This window comes from Sphingomonas trueperi (assembly GCF_040545665.1).
Taxonomy (GTDB): Bacteria; Pseudomonadota; Alphaproteobacteria; order Sphingomonadales; family Sphingomonadaceae; genus Sphingomonas; species Sphingomonas trueperi_B.
Genome location: NZ_JBEPMH010000001.1, coordinates 989,767 through 1,009,671, shown reverse-complemented (window position 1 = coordinate 1,009,671; position 19,905 = coordinate 989,767). Strand labels below are relative to the sequence as shown.

General features: G+C 66.6%; 22 protein-coding genes. 15 read left to right on the top strand and 7 right to left on the bottom strand.

The genetic code is table 11. The features are described 5' to 3' along the window. Positions 1 to 6 precede the first annotated feature (6 nt). The 3 genes from ABIC65_RS04570 to mtaB are packed head-to-tail and all read right to left on the bottom strand — an operon-like array spanning position 7 to position 2,781. Positions 7 to 630: a septation protein A gene (locus ABIC65_RS04570; RefSeq protein WP_354307109.1), complete on the bottom strand. Its 624-nt coding sequence runs from the start codon at positions 628 to 630 to the stop codon at positions 7 to 9. After that, positions 623 to 1,558: a signal recognition particle-docking protein FtsY gene (gene ftsY / locus ABIC65_RS04565; RefSeq protein WP_354307107.1), complete on the bottom strand. Its 936-nt coding sequence runs from the start codon at positions 1,556 to 1,558 to the stop codon at positions 623 to 625. Before ftsY ends, ABIC65_RS04570 begins: the two co-directional genes overlap by 8 nt. Next, entirely contained in the window at positions 1,555 to 2,781 is a 1,227-nt protein-coding gene (gene mtaB / locus ABIC65_RS04560; protein ID WP_354307105.1) for a tRNA (N(6)-L-threonylcarbamoyladenosine(37)-C(2))-methylthiotransferase MtaB, read from the bottom strand. The genes ftsY and mtaB overlap by 4 nt, the downstream gene beginning before the upstream one ends. On the opposite strand from mtaB, the gene ABIC65_RS04555 reads away from it, so the two are divergent. Then, positions 2,781 to 3,359 carry a DUF924 family protein gene (locus tag ABIC65_RS04555; RefSeq protein ID WP_354307104.1) on the top strand — a complete coding sequence of 193 codons (579 nt, stop codon included), beginning with the start codon at positions 2,781 to 2,783 and terminating at the stop codon, positions 3,357 to 3,359. The two genes, mtaB and ABIC65_RS04555, sit on opposite strands and share 1 nt — an antisense overlap. Here the strand turns inward: ABIC65_RS04555 and ABIC65_RS04550 are convergent. Then, positions 3,334 to 4,932 carry a putative bifunctional diguanylate cyclase/phosphodiesterase gene (locus ABIC65_RS04550; RefSeq protein WP_354307102.1) on the bottom strand — a complete coding sequence of 533 codons (1,599 nt, stop codon included), beginning with the start codon at positions 4,930 to 4,932 and terminating at the stop codon, positions 3,334 to 3,336. The genes ABIC65_RS04555 and ABIC65_RS04550 overlap by 26 nt on opposite strands. Before the next feature lie 236 nt (positions 4,933 to 5,168). Here ABIC65_RS04550 and ffh point away from each other — a divergent pair, with 236 nt between their 5' ends. From ffh to ABIC65_RS04525, 5 genes are all read left to right on the top strand, one after another. Next, positions 5,169 to 6,650 (top strand): signal recognition particle protein, encoded by a 1,482-nt coding sequence (ffh, locus tag ABIC65_RS04545; RefSeq protein WP_354307100.1) that lies wholly within the window; start codon positions 5,169 to 5,171, stop codon positions 6,648 to 6,650. A 48-nt stretch (positions 6,651 to 6,698) separates the two neighbouring features. Beyond that, on the top strand, positions 6,699 to 7,085 hold the full coding sequence (gene rpsP, locus ABIC65_RS04540; RefSeq protein ID WP_354307099.1) for a 30S ribosomal protein S16: 387 nt from the start codon (positions 6,699 to 6,701) through the stop codon (positions 7,083 to 7,085). A 63-nt stretch (positions 7,086 to 7,148) separates the two neighbouring features. Beyond that, on the top strand, positions 7,149 to 7,649 hold the full coding sequence (gene rimM, locus ABIC65_RS04535; protein WP_354307098.1) for a ribosome maturation factor RimM: 501 nt from the start codon (positions 7,149 to 7,151) through the stop codon (positions 7,647 to 7,649). Between the two features lie 39 nt (positions 7,650 to 7,688). Then, complete coding sequence (locus ABIC65_RS04530; protein ID WP_354307096.1) at positions 7,689 to 8,273, top strand: glycine-rich domain-containing protein; 585 nt, start codon at positions 7,689 to 7,691, stop codon at positions 8,271 to 8,273. A 3-nt stretch (positions 8,274 to 8,276) separates the two neighbouring features. Next, entirely contained in the window at positions 8,277 to 9,098 is an 822-nt protein-coding gene (locus ABIC65_RS04525; RefSeq protein ID WP_354307094.1) for a TIGR04222 domain-containing membrane protein, read from the top strand. Here ABIC65_RS04525 and ABIC65_RS04520 read toward each other — a convergent pair. Beyond that, complete coding sequence (locus ABIC65_RS04520; protein ID WP_354307092.1) at positions 9,095 to 9,997, bottom strand: NAD(P)/FAD-dependent oxidoreductase; 903 nt, start codon at positions 9,995 to 9,997, stop codon at positions 9,095 to 9,097. The two genes, ABIC65_RS04525 and ABIC65_RS04520, sit on opposite strands and share 4 nt — an antisense overlap. 56 nt (positions 9,998 to 10,053) lie before the next feature. Between ABIC65_RS04520 and ABIC65_RS04515 the strand changes: the two genes are divergently transcribed. From ABIC65_RS04515 to rplS, 5 genes are read left to right on the top strand one after another with little or no spacing between them, the layout of a single operon-like run. Beyond that, a complete protein-coding gene (locus tag ABIC65_RS04515; RefSeq protein WP_354307090.1) occupies positions 10,054 to 10,422 on the top strand; it encodes a PIN domain-containing protein in 369 nt (122 codons plus the stop codon). 55 nt (positions 10,423 to 10,477) lie between these two features. After that, positions 10,478 to 10,747, top strand: a complete 270-nt coding sequence (locus ABIC65_RS04510; RefSeq protein ID WP_354307088.1) for an AbrB/MazE/SpoVT family DNA-binding domain-containing protein — start codon at positions 10,478 to 10,480, stop codon at positions 10,745 to 10,747. Further along, a complete protein-coding gene (locus ABIC65_RS04505) occupies positions 10,740 to 11,114 on the top strand; it encodes a type II toxin-antitoxin system VapC family toxin (protein WP_354307087.1) in 375 nt (124 codons plus the stop codon). Before ABIC65_RS04510 ends, ABIC65_RS04505 begins: the two co-directional genes overlap by 8 nt. Beyond that, positions 11,111 to 11,845: a tRNA (guanosine(37)-N1)-methyltransferase TrmD gene (trmD, locus tag ABIC65_RS04500; protein ID WP_064309670.1), complete on the top strand. Its 735-nt coding sequence runs from the start codon at positions 11,111 to 11,113 to the stop codon at positions 11,843 to 11,845. The genes ABIC65_RS04505 and trmD overlap by 4 nt, the downstream gene beginning before the upstream one ends. 1 nt (position 11,846) lies before the next feature. Then, positions 11,847 to 12,233, top strand: coding sequence for a 50S ribosomal protein L19 (rplS, locus tag ABIC65_RS04495; RefSeq protein WP_064309669.1), 387 nt, complete (start codon positions 11,847 to 11,849; stop codon positions 12,231 to 12,233). Positions 12,234 to 12,403: 170 nt separating this feature from the next. On the opposite strand, the gene ABIC65_RS04490 is transcribed toward rplS, so the two are convergent. Then, positions 12,404 to 12,712 (bottom strand): hypothetical protein, encoded by a 309-nt coding sequence (locus tag ABIC65_RS04490; RefSeq protein WP_354307085.1) that lies wholly within the window; start codon positions 12,710 to 12,712, stop codon positions 12,404 to 12,406. Positions 12,713 to 13,125: 413 nt separating this feature from the next. Between ABIC65_RS04490 and ABIC65_RS04485 the strand changes: the two genes are divergently transcribed. Beyond that, positions 13,126 to 13,494: a GAF domain-containing protein gene (locus ABIC65_RS04485; protein ID WP_354307081.1), complete on the top strand. Its 369-nt coding sequence runs from the start codon at positions 13,126 to 13,128 to the stop codon at positions 13,492 to 13,494. Between the two features lie 22 nt (positions 13,495 to 13,516). Here ABIC65_RS04485 and ABIC65_RS04480 read toward each other — a convergent pair whose 3' ends face one another. After that, positions 13,517 to 13,927 (bottom strand): hypothetical protein, encoded by a 411-nt coding sequence (locus tag ABIC65_RS04480; protein ID WP_354307080.1) that lies wholly within the window; start codon positions 13,925 to 13,927, stop codon positions 13,517 to 13,519. 259 nt (positions 13,928 to 14,186) lie between these two features. Between ABIC65_RS04480 and ABIC65_RS04475 the strand changes: the two genes are divergently transcribed. The 3 genes from ABIC65_RS04475 to ABIC65_RS04465 all read left to right on the top strand — a co-directional run bounded on the left by ABIC65_RS04475 (position 14,187) and on the right by ABIC65_RS04465 (position 19,780). Next, positions 14,187 to 16,364, top strand: a complete 2,178-nt coding sequence (locus tag ABIC65_RS04475) for a S9 family peptidase (protein ID WP_354307079.1) — start codon at positions 14,187 to 14,189, stop codon at positions 16,362 to 16,364. 129 nt (positions 16,365 to 16,493) lie between these two features. Further along, positions 16,494 to 18,356 carry a methyl-accepting chemotaxis protein gene (locus ABIC65_RS04470; protein ID WP_354307077.1) on the top strand — a complete coding sequence of 621 codons (1,863 nt, stop codon included), beginning with the start codon at positions 16,494 to 16,496 and terminating at the stop codon, positions 18,354 to 18,356. A 74-nt stretch (positions 18,357 to 18,430) separates the two neighbouring features. Beyond that, positions 18,431 to 19,780: a DUF418 domain-containing protein gene (locus ABIC65_RS04465; protein ID WP_354307075.1), complete on the top strand. Its 1,350-nt coding sequence runs from the start codon at positions 18,431 to 18,433 to the stop codon at positions 19,778 to 19,780. Positions 19,781 to 19,905: the final 125 nt, after the last annotated feature.

Here is a 19,905-nt window from a genome sequence, read left to right as displayed (position 1 = left end):
GCGGGATCAGCCTTCCGGCGGGAGTGGCGCGTCCTCGGGCTTTTCCAGCTGCAGGCCGTGGCGCAGCAGCATCGGGATATTGGCGATCGCGAAGACCAGCGTCAGCGGGATCACCACCCAGGTCTTGAAGGTCACCCAGCGGTCCCAGTCGAGCATGTGGCGCATGACTTCGTTGAGGATGGCCATCGCGACGAAGAACACGGTCCAGTTGATCGTCAGCAGCCGCCAGCCCTTGGGGCTCAAGCCCGGATAGGCGGATTCGAGCATCGTCTGGAGCAGCGGCTTGTTGGCGATCAGGCCATAGCCGAGGATCACCGCGAACATCGCATAGACGATGGTCGGCTTGACCTGGATGAAGGTCTGGTCGTGATAATAGAGCGTCAGCCCGCCGAACACGAGCACCAGCACGCCGGTGATCCACAGCATCGGCGAGACGTGGCGGGTCTTCCACCAGGAGACCGCAATCGCCACCGCCATCGCGATCATGAAGGCGAGCGTGGCGGTGAAGATGCGCTGGAGCTGGACGCCGGGCGCGAGGCTGTTGACCGCGAAGAACACGATCAGCGGGCCATAGTCGAGCGCCATGCGCAGGCCGGCGGAGGCCTTGGGGCGGGCGGCTGCATCAGCCATGGGTCAGTTCCTCCACGCCGGCGATGATGCGGGCGACTTCGTTCGCGTCGAAGCCGCGCAGATCGTCGACCTTCTCGCCGACGCCGATCGCGTGGATCGGCAGGCCGTATTTCTCGGCCGCCGCGACCAGCACGCCGCCGCGCGCGGTGCCGTCGAGCTTGGTCATGACGAGGCCGGTGACGCCCGCCACTTCCTTGAACACCTCGATCTGGTTGAGCGCGTTCTGGCCGGTGGTCGCATCGAGCACCAGCACCACGTCGTGCGGCGCGGCGGGGTTGAGGCGGCCGAGGACGCGGCGGACCTTGGCCAGCTCGTCCATCAGCTCGCGCTTGTTCTGCAGGCGGCCGGCGGTGTCGACGATCAGCACATCGGTGCCGATCTCGGTGGCGCGCTTGACCGCCTCGAACACGATGCCGGCGGCGTCGCCACCCTCGGCGCCCGAGACGATCGGCACGCCGATCCGGTCGGCCCAGGTCTTGAGCTGGCCGATCGCGGCGGCGCGGAAGGTGTCGCCGGCGGCGACCATCACGCTATAATCCTGCTCGAGCAGCTGGTTGGCGAGCTTGGCGATCGTCGTCGTCTTGCCCGATCCGTTGACGCCGATGACGAGGATCACCTGCGGGCGCGGGAACGCCTCGATCTCGAGCGGCTTGGCGACCGGCTCGAGCACCTTGGCCACTTCCTCGGCCACGATCACGCGGATGCCGAGTTCCTCGAGGTTGCGCTCGAACTGCCCTTCGGCGAGCCGCGCGCGCACCTTGGCGGCGGTGGCGGGGCCGAGGTCGGAGGCGATCAGCGCCTCCTCGATCTCGTCCAGCGTCGCCTCGTCCAGCCGGGCGAGCGACAGGCCGGCGAGGTTGCCGAGCAGCCGGTCCGACGTCTTGCGAAAGCCGCCGAGCAGCTTTTCGTGCCAGCCGGGCCCGCTCATGCGACCAGCTCTCCGTCTTCGACGCGTGCAATCGTCACGTTCACCGTTTCTCCAGTCTGCCGAGGGGCGGTCAGCCGCACCTCGGCGAAATTCTCTGCATGGCCGCGGTCGCCCGGTCGCTCGACCAGCACCTGCTGGCGGCTGCCGACCAAGGTTTCCAGCCAGTTCGCCCGCTGCTCGGCCGCCGCCGCGCGCAGCCGGGCGGCGCGGTCGCGGACGGTGGCGGGTGCCACCTGCGGCATGCGCGCGGCGGGCGTGCCGGCGCGCGGGCTATAGGGGAAGATGTGCGCATGCACCACGCCGCAATCGGCGATCAGGGCGCGCGTGTTGGCGAACATCGTCTCGTCTTCGGTCGGAAAGCCGGCGATCAGGTCCGCGCCGATCGCGATTTCGGGTCGTGCGGCGCGGAGGCGTTCGGCGAGCGCCACCGATTGCGCGCGGCTGTGGCGGCGCTTCATCCGTTTGAGGATCATGTCGTCGCCCGCCTGGAGCGACAGATGGACGTGCGGCATCACGCGCGGCTCTTGGGTGAGCAGCGCGAACAGCCGGTCGTCGACTTCGATCCCGTCCAGCGAGGAAAGCCGTAATCGCTGGAGCTTGGGCACGTGCTTCAGGATGCGCTCCACGAGCGATCCCAGCGTGGGAGCCCCCGGCAGATCATGGCCGTAGCTGGTGAGGTCGACGCCGGTCAGCACCACTTCGCCATGCGCCTCGGCGAGCATCGCGATCCGGTCGATCACCGCGCCCGCGGGCACCGAGCGGCTGTTGCCGCGTCCAAAGGGAATCGCGCAGAAGGTGCAGCGATGGTCGCAGCCATTCTGCACCTCGACGAAGGCGCGAGCATGGGTGGAGAAGCTGGCGGCAAGGTGGGGCGCGGTCTCGCGCACGGCGAGGATGTCCTGCACCTGCACACGGGCCTCGGAGGCCCAGGCCTCGGGCCGCAGCTTCTCGGCATTGCCGATCACCCGATCCACCTCGGGCATTGTGGCAAAGGCTTGCGGGTCGATCTGCGCGGCGCAGCCCGTCACGACCAGTTCCGCCTCGGGCCGCTCCCGGCGTGCGCGGCGGATCGCCTGGCGGGTCTGCTTCACCGCTTCGTTGGTCACCGCGCAGCTATTCACCACGATCGCGTCCTTGCCGTCGAGCAGCGCACGGATCGACTCACCTTCGGCTAGGTTCAGCCGGCAGCCCATGTTAAGGATGAGAGGCGAGGAGAGGGACATTGGCCAGCGATCTAAGGACGCCGACCGCAGAAGTCCAACACCGGGCGGGCCAGGTGCTGGCCTTCTGGTTCGACGCGCTGCTGCCCGAACAATGGTTCCTGAAGTCCGCCGGACTCGATCGCGAGATCGCCGACTTGTTCGGAGACCTTCGCGATAGGGTGCTGGCGAGCGACGCGGCGGGTTGGGACGAGGACCCCGAGACGCTGCTCGCGGCCGTCATCCTGCTCGATCAGTTCTCGCGTAATATCTATCGCGGTCAGGCCGAGGCGTTTGCCGGGGACCCGCTCGCCCAGCACCTCGCCAAGCTCGCTGTGAAGCGCAGCTGGGACCGGCGGCTTTCCAAGGAACAACGCCAATTCCTCTACATGCCCTTCGAGCATGCCGAGGATGAGGAACTCCAGGCGCTCAGCCTGCGCTGTTTCGCGAGCCTCGAAGACGACGAGTTGCTCGCCTATGCCCGCGATCATGCCGCGGTGTTTCGCCGCTTCGGCCGCTTCCCCGCACGCAACGAGGTGCTGGGGCGCATCTCCAGGGCTGACGAGCTCGACTATCTCAGCCAGCCTGGAGCTGGCTGGTAGCATCGCCGCCCTCCAGCCGCGGTCCGGGCTGGAGGATCAGCCGCCGCTCGGCGAGCAGGCGGCGCGCGCCCGCGATCGACAGCGGCTTGCCGTACAGCCAGCCCTGGGCCTTGGCGCAGCCGATCGCGCGCAGCCGCTCCTCGATCGCGGCGTCTTCCACGCCCTCGGCGGTGATCGGCAGGTTCAGGCTCTCGCCCAGCCGCAGGATGGTGTTGACGATCGCGGCGGAGTCCGCGCTCTGGCTGAGCGAGAGGATGAAGCTCTTGTCGATCTTGATCCGGTCGAACGGCAGCGCGCGGAGATGGGCGAGCGACGAATAGCCGGTCCCGAAGTCGTCGAGCGCCAGCCGCACGCCCTGGTTCTTGAGGCTGCCGACGATCGACTGCGCGAGCGCGAGATTGTCGAACAATGCGCTTTCGGTGATCTCCACTTCCAGCCGGTGGGCGGGGAAGCCGGTTTCGGTGAGCACCTTGATGATCTTCTGCGCCAGCCAGGCATCGCGCAGCTGCACCGGCGAGATGTTGACCGACAGGCTGAGCCCAGGATCCCAGTCGCGCGCGGCGTGGAAGGCCTGGCGCATGATCGACAGCGACAGGTCGCCGATCAGCCCCGCATCCTCGGCCACCGGAATGAACCGATCGGGCGGGATCATGCCGTGGGTGGGATGCTCCCAGCGGGCCAGCACCTCGAAGCCGTGCAGGCGTCCGCTGGCAAGATCGACCTGCTGCTCGAAATAGGGGGCGATTTCCTCGCGCGGGATCGCGACGCGCAACCCGCTTTCGAGTGCGCTGCGCACCTGCAGCGCGCGCTCCATCGCCGGATCGAACCAGGCGAAGCGGTTCTTCCCCGCCTTTTGCGCCTGGTGCATCGCGATATCGGCGGTGCGCAGCAGCGCGTCGATGCTCGGGCAGTCGAAGTCGGAACGGGCGATGCCGAGCGAGCAGCTGATGTGCAGCACATGCCCCTCCATCTCGAAGGGCTGGGCGAGGCGGGTGACGATCCGCTCGGCGATGCGCTCGACGATCGCCGGTTCGCGCGGGTCGAAAGCGAAGGCGCAGGCGAACTCGTCGACGCCCAGCCGCCCGGCCAGCGCCATCTGCGGCAACGCCTGGGCGACTTCCTGCGCGACGGTGCGGATCAGCGCGTCGCCGATCGCGTGGCCGTGCAGATCGTTGATCGCCTTGAACCGGTCGAGATCGAGCACCAGCATCGCCACTGCCTGGCTCCGGCGATGCGCGCGGGCGAACATCGCGGCGCCTTCCTCGGTCAGGCTGTTGCGGTGGAGGAACCCGGTCAGCGGATCGCGGCTGGCGACGCTTTGTGCGCGCTCGCCAGCACCGCGACGCGAGGGACGGGTGGCGAGGCGGCGCGCGCAGAGGAGAATGAGGACGAGGTTGATGGCCTGCGCGCCGAGCAGCCAGACGCCCGGCACGATCCGTTCGACATGGTCGAACCCCAGGCATGCGCCGATCGCTAGCGCCAGCACCGCGGAGGCAAGGCACAGCGCGTTGAAGATCGCCGCGGTGCGATCCTTCGGCGCATATTGCCGGTCCTGATGCTGCTGCCGCGTCATCGACGCACTACGCCCCTCGTACTAACGAAGCGGCGTTTTCCCATGCAAGGCGTGTAGATCGGGTTAAATCCGTAGAGGTTGCTTTCCGCCGCCACTCTCGCTAAGGGGACCCACCGTTCCTCCGTGGACGCGAGACATTTGCCACCCCAAGGGGTGACGCCGGCCGACGAGGTTTCGTCCGCCGGCGTGTTTTGCGTTTGGCGGAACAACGACTGATTTGGAGTGATCTGGGCATCATGTTCGAGAGTTTGAGCGATCGGCTGGGCGGCGTCTTCGAGCGCCTGCGCGGACGTGGCGCGCTCGCCGAGGCCGATGTCCGGACCGCGATGCGCGAAGTGCGCGTGGCGCTGCTGGAAGCGGACGTCGCGCTGCCCGTCGCCCGCGAATTCGTCGACAAGGTAACCGAGCAGGCCGTCGGCCAGCAGGTGCTGCGGTCGGTCACGCCGGGCCAGCAGGTCGTCAAGATCGTCCATGACGCGCTGGTCGACATGCTCGGCGCGGACACCGCCGAACTGCATATCGACGTCACGCCGCCGGCGGTGATCATGCTCGTCGGCCTCCAGGGCTCGGGCAAGACCACCACCACCGCCAAGCTTGCCAAGCTGCTGAAGAAGCAGGGCAAGAAGGTGATGATGGCGTCGCTGGACGTCAATCGTCCGGCCGCGCAGGAGCAGCTGGCGGTGCTCGGCACCCAGACCGAAGTGGCGACGCTGCCGATCGTCACCGGCCAGCAGCCGGTCGAGATCGCACGCCGGGCGCTCCAGTCGGCGAAGCTCCAGGGCTTAGACGTGGTGATGCTCGACACCGCCGGTCGTCTCCACGTCGACCAGGCGCTGATGGACGAGATGAAGGCCGTGGCCGACATCTCCAAGCCGCAGGAAATCCTGCTCGTCGTCGACTCGCTCACCGGCCAGGACGCGGTGAACGTCGCCAGCAACTTCTCGGCGCAGGTGCCGCTGACCGGCGTGATCCTGACCCGGATGGACGGCGATGCGCGCGGCGGTGCGGCGCTGTCGATGCGCGCGGTCACTGGCCAGCCGATCAAGTTCGCCGGCATGGGCGAGAAGCTCGACCAGATCGAGCCCTTCCACCCGAAGCGCGTCGCCGGCCGCATCCTCGGCATGGGCGACGTGGTCAGTCTGGTCGAGCGCGCCGCGGCGTCGATCGAGCAGGAAGATGCCGAGCGCATGGCGAACCGGCTCGCCAAGGGCCAGTTCGACATGAACGACCTGCGCGCGCAGCTGAACCAGATGCGCAAGATGGGCGGCATCGGCGCGCTGGCGGGGATGATCCCGGGCATGAAGAAGGCGCAGGCCGCCGTCGACCAAGTCGGCGGCGACAAGGTGCTGATCCGCATGGACGCGATCATCGGTTCGATGACGCCGAAGGAGCGCGCCAAGCCCGAACTGCTCAACGCCAAGCGCAAGATCCGCATCGCCAAGGGCAGCGGCCTGACCGTGCAGGACGTCAACAAGCTCATCAAGATGCATCAGGAGATGCAGACCGCGATGAAGCGCCTGAAGAAGATGGGCGGCCTGAAGGGCATGCTGGGCATGCTCGCCAAGGGCGGCCCGGGCGGCGGCATGGGCGGCATCGGCAACGCTCTGGGCGGCGCCGAGATGGGCGAGATGATGGACAAGGTGGGCGCGGGCCTGCCGGGTCTGCCGGGCGGTGCCAAGCTGCCGCCGGGCTTCGAGAATTTGCTCAAGAAGAAGTAACTTAACTCAATTTGTTTCAATCGTATCTCTAGAAGGAAGTGAAGTAGAATGGCTCTCTCCATGCGTCTGTCGCGCGGCGGCTCCAAGAAGCGCCCGTACTACCGGATCGTCGTTGCTGACGCCCGTGCGCCCCGCGACGGCAAGTTCATCGAGAAGATCGGCACCTACAACCCGCTGCTCGCCAAGGATTCGGCCGAGCGCGTGAAGCTGGACGACGAGCGCGCCAGGTACTGGCTGAGCGTCGGCGCGCAGCCGACCGACCGCGTTGCCCGCTTCCTCGATGCCGCCGGCGTCAAGGAGCGTGCGGCTCGCAACAACCCGAACAAGGCGGTTCCGGGCGAGAAGGCCAAGGAGCGCGCCGAGGAGCGTGCCGAGAAGGCCAAGGCAGCTGCCGAAGCCGCTGCCGCCCCGGCCGAAGAGACCACCGAGGCCTGAGCTTGAACATCCCTCCCGCACATCGTTGCGGGAGGGATGGCTCGTGCGTCGCTGCATCCCATCATGGCAGAACCTTCCGCTCCCTCGAACCGCGGCGATCGCCTGGTGACGCTCGCCGTCGTGATCGGCGCGCACGCCGTAGCGGGCGAGGTGCGGCTGAAGGTGTTCGCCGAGGATCTGGCGGCGCATAAAAGCTTCAACGGCGGCAAGCTGACGCTCAAGTCGGTGCGCGGGGGATCCAATGGCGTGATCGCCCGCTTCGCCGAAGTGCCCGACCGCAACGCCGCCGAGGCACTGCGCGGCACCGAACTGACGGTGCCGCGTTCCGCCCTACCGCCGCTGGGCGAGGGCGAATATTACCATATCGATCTGCTCGACCTGCCCGTCACGGGCGAGGACGGGGCGCCGATCGGCCGCGTCGTCGCGATCGACGATTATGGCGCGGGCGACGTGATCGAGATCGAACGCCCCGACGGCAAGCGCTTCATGGTGCCGATGCGGCCCGAGGCGGTGCCTGCCTGGGACGACGAGCGCCTCGTCGTGGCAAGCGCGTTCGTCGAGTAAGGCTCGACAGCTATTTCCCAGTTTGCTACTGGGAAATCAATGCAAGCGCCCCTGGGCCCGCATGAACCCTATGCCGACCACCCGGTCTGGAAGGCACTCTCCCATTACACCATCGGACCCGAGGACGCGGCGCTGCCGTTCGTCGTGCGGCTCGCGCGCGAGAATGGCTGGCGTCCGGCGCATGCCGAGCGGGTGCTGGAGGAATATCGCCGCTTCTGCTTCCTGGCGGTGACCAGCGGTCGTGTCATCATGCCCTCGGATGTGGTCGATCAGGCCTGGCACCTGCACCTCACCTACACGCGCGACTATTGGGAACGCTTCTGCCCGCAAATACTGGGCCGACCGCTCCACCATGGCCCGACCGCCGGCGGTTCGGCCGAGCAGCATCGCTTCTTCCAGCATTATGCCGAGACGCTGCGCAGCTACGAGCGCGTCTTCGGCTCGCCGCCCGCGGATCTGTGGCCCGACGCACGGCGGAGGCTGACCGAGGACCACAAGGCACGCCGCGTGCACCCGCGCGACGCCTTCATTGTGCCGCGCCGGCACGCGGCCATCGGCGCCTTGCTCTTGGGGCTGGCGCTAGCGGCCGGATGGATGGGTGCGTTGCTCCCAGGGAGTGGATGAACCATGGCACTCGGACCCTTCGATCTCTCGGGCGGGCCGTTTCTGATCCTGTACGCCGCCCTTTTCCTGCTGGCCTGCCTTGCCAGCGGACGACTGTCGCACGCGCTGCGGCCGGAGGGGCGGCGCCCGCTGCACCTGCCGCCGGACGATGCGGCCGTGCTCGCAGGTGGCCTGCCGCGGCATAGCGAGATGGTCGCCATGGAACTGCTGGCGACGGGCCATCTGGCGGTGGACGCGAAGCAACATCTTGTCCTCGCCGCGGACGCCCCGGCGACGCCGGCCGTCACTGCCTTGCGGGTCTTGCCGCAGCCGCTGCAATGGCACCGCGTGGATTGGGCGCTCGCCGGTCTCGGCCAGGCAATCCGCGCGCGACTGACGGCGCAAGGACTGCTGATGACCGAAGGCGAGGGCTGGCGCGTGCGCATCGCCCAGGCGGCGCCCTTCGTGCTGCTGTCCTGCTTCGGGCTGGTCAAGCTCGCGTTCGGCGAGGCGCGGGGAAGGCCGGTCGGCTTTCTGACCATCGCGTTGATCGTGACCGTGGTCGTGGCGGTCGTGCGTCTCGCCGGCCTCGACCAACGGACGCGTGCGGGCCGCATTGCCGTCGCAGCGGCGTGCGCACGCCATACGCGGCTCCGCCGGGCGCCCACCGGCGCGGAGGCGGCGCTGGGTGTGGCGCTGTTCGGGACGAGCATCCTTATCGGCTCCGGATGGGAGGCGCTGCACCGTCTCCGCACCGCCGGGGGCGATGGCGGCGCGAGCATCGCCGATGGCGGCAGCAGCGACGGCGGTTGCGGCGGGGGCGGCTGCGGGGGCTGCAGCAGCTAGCGCCAGAGCGGCGTATCGGCGTTCAACATGTTCCGGATCGTCGTCGCGGCGACTCCGGCCTCGCCCATGGCGTGGCTGATCTGGTCGAGGCCCTTGGCGACGTCGCCGGCGGCGAACAGACCGGGGAGCGAGGTGCGCTGGTGGTCGTCCACTTCCAGGCAGCCGCTGGCGTCGGCGCGGGCGCCGGCCTCGACGGCCAGCTCGGAGCGGATGTGCGAGCCGAGTGCGGGGTAGAGGCTGTCGAAGCTCAAGCGACCCGCAGGCACCGTCAGGAGGAGCTGGTCGTTCTCGAGTGCCCAGTCGGTGGCCGGGCCCTCCACGCGGGCGACCCCCGCGGCCTCCAGTTGCGCGATTTGCTCCGGCGGCAGATCGTGGCAATCGGGGGCGATCAGCGTCACGTCCCGGGTGAAGCTGCGGATGAACAGCGCCTCGCGCGCGCCATGCTCGCCGGTGCCGTACACGGCGACGCGCTTGTCGGTGACTTCATAGCCGTCGCACACCGGGCAGTAGCGGATCTGGCCCTTCGCCAGCGCGACGTCGTGAAGTGCATCGGGCATCGGCGGGCGATGATTGACGACGCCGGTCGCCAGCAGCACCGAGCGGGCTCGCACCTCGCGATCATTGACCCTCGCGGAGAACCCGCCTTCGATCGGGCGCAGGCTGGTGACCTTCGCCGCCTCGCGCACGGTGCCGTATTTCTCGGCCTGGGCGCGCATCGCCGCGAGCAGGTCGAGGCCGGAAATGCCCTCCGGATAGCCGGCATGGTTGTGCGTGCAGGGGATCAGCGCGGCGCGGCTCGATCCGCAGTCGAACAGGCGGATCTTCAGATGATAGCGGCTGAGATAGATAGCCGCGGTGAGCCCCGCCGGGCCGCCGCCGATGATGATGCAATCGTCCATCGCGCGCCAGCGCTTGGGGTGCGCGACAGGTTCCGCATCGCGGTGTAGGGCAGGGCATGGCCACGCCCGACTATCTGCTCGATACCTGCGTCTGCATTCGCCTGCTGCGGGGCGGCGGCGCGCCGGTCGCGCGGCGGATCGCGGCGGCCGGGCCGGGGGCCATTGCGATGTCGGCGATCAGCCTCGCGGAACTGATGGACGGAGCGGGGCAGGACAGTGCCGCGCTGGACGCGCTGCTCGAGCAGGTGCCGGTGCTGGGCTTCGATGCCGTGGCGGCACGCGCTTTCCCCGCAGCGCGCGCCGCGCGCGGCCGACATGATCGGCTGATCGCGGCGCATGCGCTCGCCTTGGGCGCGGCGCTGGTCACCCGTAATGGCCGTGATTTCCGCGCGGTGCCGGGCCTGCGGATCGAAGACTGGTTCTGATCGCGTTGCGCTTCGGTGTGAATGTATATACATCCCGTATATACGGAGGTGGCCCATGGGCGAGGAATATCGCGCCAGAATCTTCAAGTCGGGCAATTCGCTGGCGCTTCGCCTGCCCAAGGCACTGGGCCTGAAGGAGGGCGCCGAGGTGGTGCTGCGGGAGGAACGCCGCGGCTTTTCGGTGGAGCCAGTGGACGACGAGGAGAAGATCGGCGGCGGCTGGATCGGCGCACTTCCGCATCTGAAGCTCATCGCGGACGAAGATCGAGAGCTGGAGGAGCGTGAGCTCGATTGGAACCTGGGCAAGCTTCGGCGCGATGACTGACCCGCTGTTTCTGCTCGACAGCAATATTTGCATCTATCTGCTCCAAGGCTCGGTGGAGCGGCTGAACGCGCGCGTTCGTGCGCAAGCCAAAGGCAGCCTTGCGGTTTCGGCGATCAGCTATGCGGAGGTTCGGCTGGGCATTCGCGACGCTCAGGGAGCGGTGCTGCAAGCCTTTTTGCGCGACGTTCCAGTGATGCCCTTCGACGCCGCCGCCGCAGAGGTGTATGGGCGTTTGCCCTTCCGCCGGGCCCGGCTCGACCGGCTGATTGCGGCGCAGGCGCTGGCGGCCGGCCTGACGCTGATCACCAACAACGAACGGGATTTCGCCGACATCCCCGACCTCAAGCTTGAGAACTGGACGCTGTGACCTTCGCTGCCACGATCCTGACGCTGTACCCCGAGATGTTCCCCGGCCCGCTCGGCATTTCGCTTGCCGGGCGCGGACTGCGCGAGGGACTGTGGTCGCTGGAGGCGGTGCAGATCCGCGACTTCGCGACCGACAAGCACCGTTCGGTAGACGATACGCCGGCCGGGGGCGGGGCGGGGATGGTGCTGCGTGCGGACGTGGTCGCTTCGGCGATCGACAGCGTGGCGCGGGAAGGGCGCCCGCTGCTCGCCATGACACCGCGCGGGCGGCCGCTGACCCAGGACCGCGTGCGGGACCTGGCGGCAGGGCCGGGCGCGATCGTGCTCTGCGGCCGCTTCGAGGGGTTCGACGAACGCATCTTCGAGGCGCGGGAGATCGAGGAGGTCTCGATCGGCGACTATATCCTTTCGGGCGGCGAAATGGCGGCGCTGACCCTGCTCGATGCTTGCATTCGGCTCGTTCCCGGCGTAATGGGCGCGGCTTCCAGCGGCATGGACGAGAGCTTCGAAACGGGGCTGCTCGAATATCCGCAATATACCCGACCTGTTGAATGGGAAGGGCGCACGATCCCCGAAGTGCTGCGATCGGGGGATCATGCGAGGATCGAAGCCTGGCGTCGCGCCATGGCGGAGACCGATACACGGCTAAGGAGGCCAGACCTTTGGGAACGCCATGAGGGCGTTCGGGTCCAGTCTCCCTCTGGCGCGCGGCGAAAACATGGGACTGACTGAGATGAACCTCATCCAGACGCTCGAAGCCGAGCAGATTGCCAAGTTCAACGAAGCCAAGAAGATTCCGGAATTCCGCCCGGGCGATACCGTCCGCATCGGTGTGAAGGTCGTCGAAGGCGAGCGCACCCGCGTGCAGAACTTCGAAGGCGTGTGCATCGCGCGCGCCAACAAGGGCATGGGTTCGAACTTCACCGTCCGCAAGATCTCGTTCGGTGAAGGCGTGGAGCGCGTGTTCCCGCTCTATTCGCCGAACATCGATTCGATCGAGGTCGTGCGTCGCGGTGTCGTGCGTCGTGCGAAGCTCTACTATCTGCGTGGTCGTACCGGTAAGTCGGCGCGTATCGCCGAGCGCCGCGACACCCGCACCGAGGCGCAGGCCGCCGAATAAGGCTGGTCTTCCCAGAATGCGAAGGGGCGTGCGGACCGAGCGGTTCGCACGCCCTTTTTCATGCCTGGCATCACGCGCCAAGCGCGTCGAGTGATCCGCTGGTCGAAACAAGTAAGCGCCGCAGACGGCCTCCGTCGCGGCGCGTTCGATGCCGTTGATGAAGGGGCCGATCAGGCGGCGGCGCGGAGGCCGTCGTTCTGGAGGAGTGCCCGTCCGCGAGCGGTAAGGGCCGCGTCGCGCACTTCGGGGCCGCCGATTCCGATCAGCAGCGCCTCATAGGCGAGCAGGCCACGATCGCAGAGACCCTGTACCGCGGCGACGAAGGCGTGATGGCGATCCAGCGATGCGCCGAGGTCCAGTGCCGTCGGGGTCAGCGTGGCGCTGCCCGGCCAACTGCGCTGCAGTGCATCGGCGATCGCGACGATGCAGCGCGAATCGAGGGCGCTCAGCGCCTCACGACTTTCCCCGCTCATCGACATCAGGTCCTCCTTAGCAACATGGTCCGCATGCCTTTGTGCAACCCGAGGGGCCGTAGCGAACCCACCGAACTCTTGCTCAAAATTGCATTTATCAGAACCACGCCATCGACCCTCGGCCGGTTCCGCAACATTCCTATGCACACATACCCGAATCGGTTTTTTCCGTTCCCGGAGTCGTGCTGTGACGCAGCATTTACGCCACTAGGCAAAATCTGCCTAGACGTGGATTGCATCCGAAACGAATTTACCGGTTGATAACTTATCTGGTCGTCTCGTTCTGGAACATCGTAAGAGGCGGACACCGGTAGATGTGTCGATGGTAAAACTCCGTACTGCCCGGAACTCCGCGAGTCGCTTACGATACAACCGTTTTCATCAGGGTGTCGTCATGTCGGCTTGGGGGTATTGCAGCGTTGGAATTGGATGATCGATTCGGATCGTGTGCCGCGGGTGAGATGATGCCCGAGGAAAGCCGGATCGTGCGCGCGGCGGTGGTGCTGCTGCGCGGCGACGTTGCAGTGTTGCATACCGGCTCGCGTGCCGTACTTGCGGCGGCGGATGGCGTCGAGGCCGCTGATTCCGCGCGACAATTGTCCGACCCGCTCGAAGCCATGGCGCTCGGCTATCGCAGTCAATTGTCTGTGCCCTTGTGGCGTGAAGGTCGACGTGTCGGGGCATTGGCTGTGCTCGACCGCGCGGAGCGCCGTTTCGATGCAGCGGATATCGCCCTGCTGCAAGGGCTTGCGGGCCGCATGGACGTCGCGCGGCCCAGCATCCACTGAAGGTCCACAAGGCCTTACGCCGTCAGTTCGCCTGGTTGGCTTCGCTGGCCAGCATGGCGCGACCGCGTGCGGTGAGCGTGGCATCGACCAGCATCGGGCCATCGCTGTTGAACACGAGTGCCTCATAGGCAAGGAACCCGGCGTCGCTGAGCGACTCTACCATCCCTAGAAATTCGGCAACGGCGGTCTCGCGGCCGCCCAATCCGATGTCGGCCGGCGTGAGAAGCGTGGAACGCGGCCAGTTCTGCTCCAGCAAACGCGTAGCGCATTCTACCGGAACACCTGAACCTATCCTGCCAAGACGGTCCACCGACATGCGGTACTTCTCCTGATCGATCGAGCGCGCCCCGCTTCGCGGCTCCACCGCGGCTGCCGTGTTTCCGGCAACTTGTGTGCTTCGGACTTTACCATAGTTTTCCATGGCGTCGAGCATATTCATTCCGAAATTTGAATATCTTTAATTGCTTCTCCATTTCGCAAGGCTTCTAAAAGACTTGTTTGAGACTTCGCGGAAGTGCCCAATCGTTGGCTCACCAATGACAACGGTTGTCCCGAAACGCCAACTGCCTCTTTACGGTTTGTCCGCGCTCGATAAACCACCCCGACTGGTAGTGGATGCCGGAAGGGCGGAGTGTTGGATGCGCAAATGGATGCTGGGCGTTACGGGGGCGGCGATTGCGATGGGGGTAAGCATGGCTGATGTCGCGGCGCAGGCGCAGACGGGGCAGTCGCTGACGCTGCAACGCATTTTCGCCAGCCCCGCGCTGGACGGCCCGGCACCGCGCGCGGTGCAATTGTCCCCCGATGGCAAGTATTTGACCCTGCTGCGCAACCGCGACGACGATCGCGAGCGCTACGACCTCTGGGCGCTGGATACCGCCAATGGCCAGTGGCGCATGCTGGTCGACTCGAAGAAGCTCGGCTCCGGCGCAGCGCTTTCTGAAGCGGAGAAGATGCAGCGCGAGCGCGCCCGCATCGGTGGCACCAAGGGCATCGTCTCCTATGACTGGGCGCCCGACGGCAAATCGATCCTGGTGCCGCTGGACGGCGAGCTGTTCCGTGCGCGGCTGAACGGGGAGGTCGACAAGCTGCCGGCCGCGGCCGGTCCCAAGCTCAACGCGGCGCTGAGCCCCGCGGGCAAGTTCGCCAGCTACCTCCAGGATCAGAACCTGATCGTCATGGACCTGAGCAGCGGCAAGGCCATGCGGGTCACCCCCGACGGCGCGGGCACCGTGCATTGGGGCGAGGCGGAGTTCGTCGCGCAGGAGGAAATGGCACGCAGCGTCGGCTATTGGTGGTCGCCCAACGACGCCCATGTCGCGGTCGAGCGGTTCGACGAAGCCCCCGTCGGCATCGTCACTCGCGCGGCGATCGGTGCCGAGGGGACGAGCATCGTCCAGCAGCGCTACCCCAAGGCCGGCACGGCCAATGCGCTGGTCGAGCTCTACGTGCTCGATCCCACCGGGCAGAAGCGGGTGAAGGTCGATCTCGGCCCCGATAGCGACATCTATCTCGCCCGTGTCGACTGGGCAGCGGACGGCAGGACGCTCTACGTCCAGCGCGAGAACCGAGCGCAGACCCGGCTCGACCTGCTCGCGGTCGACCCTGCCACCGGCGCATCGCGCGTTCTGTTCAGCGAGACGGCGGCGCCCGAGAGCTGGATCAACCTCAGCTACGGACTCAAGCCGCTCGACGACGGCAGCCTGATCTGGTGGTCCGAGCGCGACGGCCATGGCCATCTCTATCGCTGGCAGGCGGGCAAGTTCACCCAGCTGACCAAGGGGCCCTGGGAAGTCGCGCCCGACGGCATTAGCGTCGACCAGAAGCACGGTCGTCTTTACTTCCAGGGCAACAAGGACGACCCGCTCGAGCGCCACCTCTACTGGATCGACTATCGCAAGCCTGCCGCCATCACCCGGCTGACCGAGCGCGGCTGGTGGAACGCCGCGAGCATGGACGCCAGCGCCACCCGTGCGATCGTCAGCCGCTCCAGCCCCGACCAGCCGCGCCAGGTCTATCTCGCCGATGCCGATGGCAAGCGGATCGCCTGGGTGCAGGAAAATGCGGTCGGCGATGCCGATCACCCGTACCATCCTTATCTCGCGGCCCATCGCGAGCGGACCTTCGGCACGATCAAGAGGCCCGACGGCGCCGCGCTGCACTGGGAGATGATCACGCCGAAGCTGGAGCCCGGCAAGCGCTACCCGGTATTCTTCCAGCATTATGGCGGCCCGCATGTGCAGACGGTCAGCCGCGCCTGGGGCGGCGCGCTCCAGCAATATCTGGTGCAGCACGGCTATATCTGGTTCCAGATCGACAATCGCGGCTCGGCCAATCGCGGCGTCGCGTTCGAAAGCGCGATCTGGCATGCGATGGGCGGCGTGGAGGTGCAGGACCAGCTCGCCGGCGCGGCGTACCTCAAATCGCTGCCCTTCGTCGATCCGAAGCGCGTCGCCACCTATGGCTGGTCCTATGGCGGCTACATGACGCTGAAGATGCTGGAGGCGGCGCCGGGCACCTTTGCCGCCGGGGTATCCGGCGCGCCGGTGACCAAGTGGGAACTGTACGATACCCATTATACCGAGCGCTACATGGGCGATCCGCGCCAGGTGCCGGCGGCGTACAAGACCGCCAGCACCTTGGACGACGCTGCGAAGATCGCCGATCCGCTGCTGATGATCCACGGCATGTCGGACGACAATGTCGTACTGGAGAACGGCACCGCAATGTACGCCGCGCTCCAGCAGCAGAAGGTGCCGTTCGAGATGATGCTCTATCCTGGCCAGACCCACCGCGTCGGCGGGCCAGGCGTTAGCGAGCATCTGTGGAATACTATCCTGAACTTCCTTGATCGCGCGTTGACCAAGTAAAGCCTTCAGAACACACACGGATACGTAAAAGTCCGGGGGCATGCCGTGGCAATGCGGCATGCTCCATCTTCTATAATGCGCAGGTGGGAGATCTGCGCGCCTCCGGGCTGCGCCTAGGAGGAACTGAGCGTGCAATTCCTGGCCAATCTCAAAATTCAGTTCAAGATCATGATGATGCTGGGTCTACTTGGCATCGTTACCTTGGGCGTCGCCTGGTATGGCGGCAGCGTGATGCGAACGATCGATGCAGGCTATTCCGAGCTGACCGACGTGAAAATGCCGGACACGGCGAAGCTCATCCGGGTGAACCGGCTAAGCCAGACGATGATCTACTCCGCGTACAAAACGCTTGTCTATGACGGCACATCCGCACAGGCCAAGAAGGCTGCGGCCGACGAGGCTGCGGCTTACAAGCAGGCACAAGACTTTCTCGGTGAGGTTGCCACCGCCGAGAAGGAATCTTCGGCTGACCTTGCGCGGATCGATGCCGGCTTGGATGAGTTCCAGAAGGTTCTTGCGGCGGCCGTCGAGCTGGGCCTCGCGAACAAGAATGACGAGGCGAAGGCGCAACTCGTCAAAGCCGATGAACTGGCCGACACGTTCACGAAGACCATCAAGGCATATAACGACGGCCGTACTGCAGACGCCACGAAGCAGTCCGCGGAGATGAGCGCCAGCGTTGCCACTGCTGCGTTCACGCTGCTGGGCGTTGCGCTGGTTGCGATCGCGGGCAGCATGGGCGTCGCCATCTTCGTCACTCGCGCTCAGATCGCCGGCCCGCTGGGCGGCCTGCAGGAAACGATGCGCGCGCTGGCCGGGGGCCAGAACCATGTCGACGTGCCCGGCACCGAGCGCGGCGACGAAGTCGGCGCGATGGCCAAATCGGTGCTCGTCTTCAAGGAAGCGGCGCTGCGGCAGGAAGAGCTGGCGGATGCCAAGAAGCGTGCGGATGCCGCGCAGGCGCTCGTCGTGGAGACGCTCGAGGATCGCCTGGGCAAGCTCGCCAGCGGCGACCTGACCGCCTCGATCGAAACCCGCTTCGATCCCGAATATGAAGGGCTGAAGCAGAACTTCAACGCCGCCGTCAACTCGCTGCGCGAACTGATCACCGCGGTGATCGAGAGCGCCGAGACGATCTCGACCGGCTCGGCCGAAATCGCCCAGGCCAGCGAGGATCTTGCCCGCCGTACCGAAGGCGCCGCCGCCAGCCTCGAAGAGACTTCGGCCGCAGTCAGCCAGATGGACCAGCGGATCAAGGCGACCGCCGCTGCCTCGACCAAGACGGTCGAACGCGCCACGGGGGCCATCGGCGTGGTCGACTCCGGCCGCACCGTGGCGGACGAGGCGATGCAGGCGATGAGCCGCGTGTCGGAAAGCGCCAAGGGCATCGACAACGTCATCGAGGGCCTCGACAAGATCGCGTTCCAGACCCGCGTTCTCGCGATGAACGCGGCGGTGGAAGCCGGCCGGGCAGGGGAAGCGGGCCGCGGTTTCGCGGTGGTTGCCGACCTCGTCTCCGCCCTGGCGATGCGCGCCGAGGAAGAGGCAGGCCGCGCGCGCGACCAGCTGACCGCGACGCAGACCGACATCAACGCGGCGGTCGACATGGTCCGCCGCGTGGACAGCGCGCTCGGCGCGATCGTCGGTGACGTCAACGAGGTCCATTCGCTGCTCGAGACCATGGCGCAGGACAACCAGGTCCAGGCCACCGCGGTTACCCAGGTGGCGACGGCGGTTAACAGCATCGACCAGACCACGCAGCAGAACGCCGCGATGGTCGAGCAGACCTCCGCCGCTGCGCGCAACCTCAGCTCGGAAGTCAACGCGCTGACCGAGCAGGCCTCGCGCTTCAACGCGGGCGACCGCAGCGGCCGCAAGCCGATCCGCTCGAAGGTCCATGCGTTGCCGGTCGCCTCGAACAAGGCGCACGCCGCCAGCGTCAGCACCGTGCGCTCGACGGGTGCCGAAGTCGAAGAATGGGCGAGCTTCTAAGCACCGATACTTCGGACTCGACGCGCAGTTAACCACAGTCTAGGCTCGCCTTCATCTTACGATGGGGGCGAGCCATGGCGTTGGAGGCGGTAGCGCAACTTGCGCCGGTACAGGGCAAGGCGCGGATCGACATACTCGACATCTTGCGCGGACTCGCCATCCTCGGCATCTTTTTCATGAACATTCCGTTCGAAGGTCAGACGGCGGTGACGATGCTGCTCCGCCCGCAGATCATCGGCTGGACCCCGCTCGACCAATGGAGCTGGGCCTTTGTCGAGGTGGCGCTCGAAGGTACGCAGCGCGGGGTGCTGGAGATTCTGTTCGGCTGCGGGCTGATGGTGCTCGCGGCGCGGGCGATGCGGCCCGATGGGCCCGTGGCGATCGCGGATCTCTACTGGCGACGAAATTTGTGGCTGCTCTGCTTCGGGCTGCTCGACATCTTCGTCTTCCTGTGGACCGGCGACATCCTGCACATCTATGCGCTCGCCGCGCTGTTCCTCTTCCCGTTCCGCCTGCTGGGCCCGCGCGTGCTGCTGGCGCTGGGTTCGCTGTTCGCGCTGGGCATGGTCGTGACCGGCGTGCCGATCTATGTCGAGCGCGCCGCGCTGGTCGCCGCCGCACCGGGGATCGAGAAGAAGGTCGCGGCGCACCAGCCGCTGACCAAGGACGAGCAGGCCAAGCACAAGGACTGGCAGAAGCTGCTCGATCGCCGCGCGACCGGCGGCGAAATGGCCAAGAAGATCCGCGAGATGGAGAAGAAGGGCCATGCCGGCGGCTTCCTCGCCTATGCCGCGATGAACATCGGCTTTTATTTCGAGTTCATGTTGCCCGAACTGGGGCTGTCGATCGCCGAGGCCTTCTGCATGATGCTGATCGGCATCGCGCTGTGGAAATGGCGGGTGGTGCAGGGCGGGCGGAGCACGCGCTTCTATGCGATCCTGATGCTGTGCTGCTACGTGCCCGGCATGGTCGCACGCGCGATCGGGGCGCACGAGATGCTGTCGCCGGTCCCGATCGTCCACACCGCCTGGATCACCCAGGAGCCGGCGCGGATCCTGGTATCGATCGGCCATGTCGCGCTGGTCAACCTCGCGGTACGCAGCGGGGTGGGACAGGCGGTGCTCGCGCCGTTCAAGGCGGCGGGGCGGACCGCCTTCTCGCTCTATTTCCTCCAGCAGTTCCTCGCCATCTACATCCTGTTCGCGCCCTGGGGGCCGGGGCTGTTCGGCAAGCTCAGCTGGAGCGGGCTGTACGGCGTGGCGCTGGCCGTGTTGGTGGTCGAGGTGGTGCTCGCCAATCTGTGGCTGCGGGCATTCGCCATGGGGCCGATGGAGTGGGCGTGGCGCTCGCTCGCCTATGTGCAGTGGCAGCCCTTCCGGCGGCGCCGATCGACGGCGCCGGAGGGAGCGTTCGTCGCGGCATGAAATTGCGCAAATAGGGGCTCGCCACGCAAGCATGTTTCTGCTAGCGGAACCCCCGATGCTTCGAAAACGCGCCAAATCCACGCGAATTACACCGCGCCCGTAATCCGGGCGCGATAGCTGCGCTT

Excerpts from the sequence above, each read along its gene's own strand:
- ABIC65_RS04570 (WP_354307109.1), bottom strand. The coding sequence starts at position 630 with ATGGCTGATGCAGCCGCCCGCCCCAAGGCCTCCGCCGGCCTGCGCATG.
- ftsY (WP_354307107.1), bottom strand. The coding sequence starts at position 1,558 with ATGAGCGGGCCCGGCTGGCACGAAAAGCTGCTCGGCGGCTTTCGCAAG.
- mtaB (WP_354307105.1), bottom strand. The coding sequence starts at position 2,781 with ATGTCCCTCTCCTCGCCTCTCATCCTTAACATGGGCTGCCGGCTGAAC.
- ABIC65_RS04550 (WP_354307102.1), bottom strand. The coding sequence starts at position 4,932 with ATGACGCGGCAGCAGCATCAGGACCGGCAATATGCGCCGAAGGATCGC.
- ffh (WP_354307100.1), top strand. The coding sequence starts at position 5,169 with ATGTTCGAGAGTTTGAGCGATCGGCTGGGCGGCGTCTTCGAGCGCCTG.
- rpsP (WP_354307099.1), top strand. The coding sequence starts at position 6,699 with ATGGCTCTCTCCATGCGTCTGTCGCGCGGCGGCTCCAAGAAGCGCCCG.
- rimM (WP_354307098.1), top strand. The coding sequence starts at position 7,149 with ATGGCAGAACCTTCCGCTCCCTCGAACCGCGGCGATCGCCTGGTGACG.
- ABIC65_RS04530 (WP_354307096.1), top strand. The coding sequence starts at position 7,689 with ATGCAAGCGCCCCTGGGCCCGCATGAACCCTATGCCGACCACCCGGTC.
- ABIC65_RS04525 (WP_354307094.1), top strand. The coding sequence starts at position 8,277 with ATGGCACTCGGACCCTTCGATCTCTCGGGCGGGCCGTTTCTGATCCTG.
- ABIC65_RS04520 (WP_354307092.1), bottom strand. The coding sequence starts at position 9,997 with ATGGACGATTGCATCATCATCGGCGGCGGCCCGGCGGGGCTCACCGCG.
- ABIC65_RS04515 (WP_354307090.1), top strand. The coding sequence starts at position 10,054 with ATGGCCACGCCCGACTATCTGCTCGATACCTGCGTCTGCATTCGCCTG.
- ABIC65_RS04510 (WP_354307088.1), top strand. The coding sequence starts at position 10,478 with ATGGGCGAGGAATATCGCGCCAGAATCTTCAAGTCGGGCAATTCGCTG.
- ABIC65_RS04505 (WP_354307087.1), top strand. The coding sequence starts at position 10,740 with ATGACTGACCCGCTGTTTCTGCTCGACAGCAATATTTGCATCTATCTG.
- rplS (WP_064309669.1), top strand. The coding sequence starts at position 11,847 with ATGAACCTCATCCAGACGCTCGAAGCCGAGCAGATTGCCAAGTTCAAC.
- ABIC65_RS04490 (WP_354307085.1), bottom strand. The coding sequence starts at position 12,712 with ATGTCGATGAGCGGGGAAAGTCGTGAGGCGCTGAGCGCCCTCGATTCG.
- ABIC65_RS04480 (WP_354307080.1), bottom strand. The coding sequence starts at position 13,927 with ATGCTCGACGCCATGGAAAACTATGGTAAAGTCCGAAGCACACAAGTT.
- ABIC65_RS04475 (WP_354307079.1), top strand. The coding sequence starts at position 14,187 with ATGGCTGATGTCGCGGCGCAGGCGCAGACGGGGCAGTCGCTGACGCTG.
- ABIC65_RS04465 (WP_354307075.1), top strand. The coding sequence starts at position 18,431 with ATGGCGTTGGAGGCGGTAGCGCAACTTGCGCCGGTACAGGGCAAGGCG.